5 protein-coding genes are annotated in these 4,411 nt (G+C 52.2%); 2 read left to right on the top strand and 3 right to left on the bottom strand.

Annotation, left to right across the window (positions count from 1 at the left end):
* Positions 1 to 412: 412 nt before the first annotated feature.
* A complete protein-coding gene (locus tag HJ536_RS20590) occupies positions 413 to 1,801 on the bottom strand; it encodes a plasmid recombination protein (RefSeq protein ID WP_338082471.1) in 1,389 nt (462 codons plus the stop codon).
* Between the two features lie 131 nt (positions 1,802 to 1,932).
* Positions 1,933 to 2,193: a hypothetical protein gene (locus HJ536_RS20585; protein WP_177159260.1), complete on the bottom strand. Its 261-nt coding sequence runs from the start codon at positions 2,191 to 2,193 to the stop codon at positions 1,933 to 1,935.
* Positions 2,194 to 2,443: 250 nt separating this feature from the next.
* On the opposite strand from HJ536_RS20585, the gene HJ536_RS20580 reads away from it, so the two are divergent.
* Positions 2,444 to 3,337 carry a replication initiation protein gene (locus HJ536_RS20580; RefSeq protein WP_177159259.1) on the top strand — a complete coding sequence of 298 codons (894 nt, stop codon included), beginning with the start codon at positions 2,444 to 2,446 and terminating at the stop codon, positions 3,335 to 3,337.
* Positions 3,338 to 3,448: 111 nt separating this feature from the next.
* Positions 3,449 to 3,910, top strand: a complete 462-nt coding sequence (locus tag HJ536_RS20575; protein ID WP_177159258.1) for a hypothetical protein — start codon at positions 3,449 to 3,451, stop codon at positions 3,908 to 3,910.
* A 199-nt stretch (positions 3,911 to 4,109) separates the two neighbouring features.
* On the opposite strand, the gene HJ536_RS21045 is transcribed toward HJ536_RS20575, so the two are convergent.
* Positions 4,110 to 4,411 (bottom strand): hypothetical protein (locus tag HJ536_RS21045; RefSeq protein ID WP_228028846.1); only part of this gene is annotated, 302 nt, incomplete at its 5' end.

Below are 4,411 nucleotides of genomic sequence, written 5' to 3'. Positions count from 1 at the left end.
TCACAGAATTTATGCTCTCCTCTGTAACCCCATTCGAAAGTCCAAAGAAGTACATCAAGAAGGCTAATGCGTAAGAAGCAGTCGCAGCGGATCCAAGTGTTAATTTTATCATTTTTGTATTTCCGGCGTCGTTCACATTGCTTTCCTAAAAATCACACAACTCATAAACCCATCTAAACAAAAGATCGACAACTCTTTTTTAAAAAAATAGTTTCCAACTCAAACAAAAAGTACGACACGCAAAAATTATACTACTTTTTTATTGGTATGGTGATAATATCACTCAACATAAGTGTTAAGATATTTAAAGGTTTTCTTGCTGTTGCCACTTATGCTGACAGCAATTTATGGAAATACTAGATAAAGTAATTGACTAAGATTCAGTCCAGTTCCATCTGTTCCGAGCGCTAATTTAGAGCGGTCTATGTCCGAACTCTTCGGGCGGATCTTCCGCCGATAGCTCGCGGGCTTCTTGCTCCAAGGCTTTGCCTTCGAGCCAGGCTTCTTGGGTCAGGTCATCGCGGCCCAAGAATGTCACCATCCGCCCGATCATTTTCAGATGCTTGTTCTTCAACGTTTCGACCTTGGCGCGCTCGGCCTGAAGATCGTCTCGATCCTTCTTGTTCTTCTTTACCTGCTCCTCGATCAGAGCTTCGCGCTTGCGGACCTCTTGTTCCCGGAGGGCCAGCTTTGCGCGCTCCTCTCTTAGCTCTGCTTCTTCTGTTTCCAGCTTCCCGACCAAGTCCGCGGCTGCGAGGATCGCGGGGCTGATCGCTTTGGCCGCCGGCTTGAGGCGTTCGGGGTGGCTTGCGGTGAGCTTTCCGTCCTTGGTCCGGCGGATCGAGCGCCCGTTGACCTCTTCGGCCAACGCCGTGACCGCGGTCGTCAGCATCTCGGCCTCTTCCTTGGCGGCTTTGGACTTGGTTTCCTCTTCGATCTGCTCGGCCTTGGCGATCTCGGCCAGTCGGGTGGCCTCGGCGCGGGCAGCTTCAGCCTTGGCCTGCGCCGTGTTCAGAGCTTGGACGCGATCCTTGAGGCGCTTCTCGTAGGTCGCGAGGCGTTTGACCTCGGCGTCCGAGAGCTTTGCCTTGTCGTGGAGCTTGCTTACCCGGGTTTGCATCTCCTGGACGCGCTTCTCTGCCTCTTGCTCGGCCAGCTCGAGCGTCTTCAGCTCGCCGCGCTTCTTGGCCAGATCAGCGGGCAGGGTCCGGTGCAGCTCTTTAACGCTCTTGTGGACTGTGTCGGCATAGTCGGCGCCGGCCGCGATACGATCCCCGTAGCGCCGGCCGCGCTCCATGTCCGGACAGAAGGTAGAGAGCACGTCGTAAGCAATGTCTTGCAGTGCGGACAGAACCTTGGGGCTGGTGCTCTTGGATAAAGGATCGCCGTTCATGTTGAAGGCAGCGAGGATGAAGTGCGCATGGATCGTTGCTTCGTCGTTATGAACGACAAGCCCATGGACTGTGGTGTTCAGATGCCGGGCGATTGCCTTGGTCAGCGCCCGGAACGCACGGTCCTGTTGCGAAGATCCGATGGCTTCGAACATCTGCGCGGCTTCGGAACCGAAGGTGATGATCCCGCGCGTTCCAATGGCAGCGTTGCTCTTCATCTTGCGCTGACACTGACGCAGGGCGCGGCGTTCCTCGCAGATATTGCGAAGTTCTCCAGTCGTGCTAGGCTCAAGGAGTACGCGGTTCAGCTTGATCCTCGATGCATCGACGTAATCAGGCTGGAGGCCACGGCGAAGATCGTGGCGCAGCTGGCCAGCCATCTTCTGAGCGGTCATTGATCCGATGCGCACGGATGCGGATTTCGGGTTCGAATTCTGGTCTTCTTCCACCAACCTATAACCTACTAGCCATAACTTCGGTATGACTATACGGCGAAGGGGTGAAAACGCCTATGGCGCGTTCACCCCTTTCGAAACCCCTGTCAACTAGGTCCATCATCACCAGGATAACGGCTAACGTTTGCTTCCGAGAGAATAGAAGAAATCAATCCCTCAGGGCACAGCTTGTCCTGTAGCAGTCCAGAGAGTGCTTCGTATGAAAGTCCTTGGGCGCTTAGAACTATCATCAGTCCTATGAGAGCTTGAATTTCTTCTTTGGTAGGCGGCTCCGATAACGCAGGTCCTGTGATCTCATAATCATCGTAAGCGAATTGGTTGTTTTGCGTGCAGTCTTCTTGGTCCATTGCTTTTTCCTCAATGAGAGTTTGGTTAATGCCCAAGCGTTATCCACAGGGTCTGCTTTTTCTTTCTTCTTCTTCTTTCTTCCATCAGCATAAGATTATGAAAATAAATAAAAAAAATCATTAAAGGTGAGAAATCGCGGGCCAAAGGTGAGAAATCGCGGGCCAAAGGTGAGAAATCGCGGGCCAAAGGTGAGAAATCGCGGGCCAAAGGTGAGTTGATAATATGAGTCCTCACATTTAATCTCACCATATGGAAAAGAAGACCGTCTCCGATGCCATCAGGATGAACCTCTCTGACCCTGACACGATCGTGGCAGCGGGAGAGCTAGTAAACATGCGCTTCATGCAAGGAAGCTCTCTGAGCCTTCGAGCAGCAAAGCTCTTTTGCCTCCTGATCCAAGAAGCTGGCATCGAGGTGACGGAAGACAAACAGCACAGCGTCCCATACAGCATTATCAACGAGACCTTCCACAAATCCCGCGATGAGCTGGTTAGCGCGATCGAAGAGCTGCACAGCACAAGCATCAGCGTTCGGGTGGTCGAAGATGGGCGCAAACCATATACCAAGAGTGGGCCAATCCTCTGCGATGTGGAGCGCGAGGACGAGGATGCTATTGGAGCTGAGATCCGATTTGAGTTCTCGCCTACCTTACGCCGCGTCATTGCCAACAGCACCCATTGGGCAGCAGTCTCCCGGAAAGCCGTCCTGGCGTTCGAAAGTAAATACTCTCTACGCCTCTATCTGTTTCTCAGTCTCAGAGCTGGCCTTCGAAAGACCAGTGAGACCTTCACCATCGATGACTTGCGCGACGTCTTTGGCATTGCGCCAGATAAGCTAACTCGGTGGGCGGACCTGCGCAGATTTGCGATCGAGCCTGCAATCGCAGAAATCAATCATCTGGCCGGCTTCAGCAGCACTTATGAGCCGATCAAACGTGGCCGGCGCGTGAATGCCGTAAAGCTGAACTGGGGAATCAAGGCCCATGACCAGCGAATAGAAGCCCTGAAAGAGCTTGAACGCTCTCGCACAGGACGAACCGCGCGACGGCAAGAAAACACCGAGACCATCGCAGAACAACGGCGAGCTATATCCGAGGCCCTTGCAAGCATGACTCAACCGCACCTGAATCCTGTTTCAAATTAACAGTTCTGCCCTCGAACTCTTGTTTCCTCCAAGCCAAACATACTCGCTCGCTTGATAAAATTACCCCTGACAGCTTTAACTATTCCCACACGAACTGTCAGGGGTGACGTCATGGGTGACGATCCGGACATTATCTGGATGACATACGATGAAGCGGCACGGGTGCTCCGGATCAAACCGGATAGCGTCCGGAGGCGAGCAGCTTCGAGGAAATGGCCTAAACAGCTTGGGAATGATGGAATGGCGCGGGTGGGCATCCCCCGTGACATCATCCCTGACGCCACCCCTGTGATCACCCCCGGTGCCCCCCCTGACAATCCGGATGAATCCGGACAAATCCGGACGGAGCTTCAGGACGCTCTGGCCAAGATCAGTACATTGGAAAGCGATCTGAGGGCCGCGCAGATTTCAATCTCGGCGCTGGAGACCAGATTGGAAGAAACGCAGGCCGACCGCGATGCCTGGAAAGACCAGGCAAAGGAGCTGACCAAAACACAGGCCGAGCTGATCGGGCGCGTCGCGGATTTATCCGGGTATAGGTCCGGATTCCTCGGACGGCTCTTCCGCCGATAGGTCGCGGGCCTCCTGCCCCAGAGCTTTACCTTCAGACTAGGCCTATTATCGTGTACTCATCGCGGCATCATGTAATATAAAACTTACATGACTTTAAAAGTCTGTGTTCCGTCTGAATGTTCAGATCTTGGTTTATGAAAATGTGGACACGAAAATTACCCTCATGTTCGTGAGGGTGGTTTCGCATCCAACTCAAAGTCTACCTTGCGGCATCAAGGGCAAAAACAGACGCAAGAGGGATGAAGAATATTATGGGTGTGATAGCAGACTTCACGTTGCCCATGGTGATGGCATCTAAGTAATTCACATGTCTCGATTGATCTAACACTAAAGACCAACCTACAAAAAAAACCGTGAATACTGCCTCAAGCAATACAGTGAAAAATGCTAACGTAGATACAGCAATAGTGAGTATTAATGGGTATAGTAGATCATCTCCGGTTTTACCACTATAAATCAGTAAAACCAAGCAGATAGCACCAGATATCGATGCGTAGAACA

Source organism: Donghicola mangrovi, assembly GCF_013377535.1.
In the GTDB taxonomy this organism is placed as follows: Bacteria; Pseudomonadota; Alphaproteobacteria; order Rhodobacterales; family Rhodobacteraceae; genus Donghicola; species Donghicola mangrovi.
This window is presented reverse-complemented; position numbering and strand designations above follow the sequence as displayed.

Coding starts and splice junctions, on each gene's coding strand:
- HJ536_RS20585 (WP_177159260.1), bottom strand. CDS start 2,193: ATGGACCAAGAAGACTGCACGCAAAACAACCAATTCGCTTACGATGAT.
- HJ536_RS20580 (WP_177159259.1), top strand. CDS start 2,444: ATGGAAAAGAAGACCGTCTCCGATGCCATCAGGATGAACCTCTCTGAC.
- HJ536_RS20575 (WP_177159258.1), top strand. CDS start 3,449: ATGGGTGACGATCCGGACATTATCTGGATGACATACGATGAAGCGGCA.